1 protein-coding gene is annotated in these 851 nt (G+C 45.6%); it reads right to left on the bottom strand.

All coding sequences use genetic code 11. The features are described 5' to 3' along the window. Positions 1–696: wax ester/triacylglycerol synthase domain-containing protein (locus A3763_RS03470; protein WP_304440785.1), on the bottom strand; the 696-nt coding region annotated here is incomplete at its 3' end. Positions 697–851 lie beyond the last annotated feature (155 nt).

The raw sequence follows: 851 nt of genomic DNA, 5'->3' as shown, positions 1-851 counted from the left end.
TAGAATACTGTTCGGCGCCTGAAACACAGAGACATAATCTGGATTAGATCGTGCCTGCCCTATAGCATGACTCACTTCTTTAATAAGCGTCGGCACCGTAGAAATTTGCTTCCCGGCCTCACCGACGATATTTGCCAGACTCTGCGCAATATTGGCATTATTAATATTTTCTGGACGGATCTTCTTCACTTGAGGCAAGGCCCACAAAGGCGGTAAACCACGAGCTTCAGGGTCTTCTGATAACAGCTTAGCTGTCATCCGCATTGCCGCCACACCGTCTAACATACAGTGGTGCGCTTTAAAGTACATCGCAAAACGACGACCTCGAATACCTTCAATCAAATGGCTTTCCCACATTGGTCGCTCTCGATCCATTAGGGCGCCATGCTTAACCGAAACCAAGGCGAGTAGTTCTCGAATTCTTCCTGGCTTTGGTAAGGCGCTATGACGAAAGTGATGCTCTAGATCAAACTGAAGATCTTCTTCCCAATGGTATTGGCCGAAGCGAGATTTTAAACGCTGATTAAAAGGCGCGATGGGTTGCTGAAAGGAACGCATATACTCAGCAAGCTCTGTCACATATTTTGGGCCGGCATCTTCAGGAAAGTGATAAAGGTNCAAACCACCCACATGCATTGGCTGCTGACGTTTCTCGAGCCATAAGAAAATCTGATCTGCTAAACTCAATGATTTCATAAAGATTCCATCCAAACTGTGAGTAAAAACGCGAAAAACTGCTCAGCCATATTTAAACTGTTTCCCCTGGCCAACTACAACTGGCACTCATCCTATGGGCCCAACAAGATTAAGTTTGGCGGCATCGCTATCAATAGTTATAAGCTACACATTCA

This window comes from Oleiphilus sp. HI0128, from assembly GCF_001635365.1.
The sequence above is the reverse complement of the archived record's forward strand: the minus strand, read 5'-3'. Positions and strand labels throughout refer to the sequence as shown.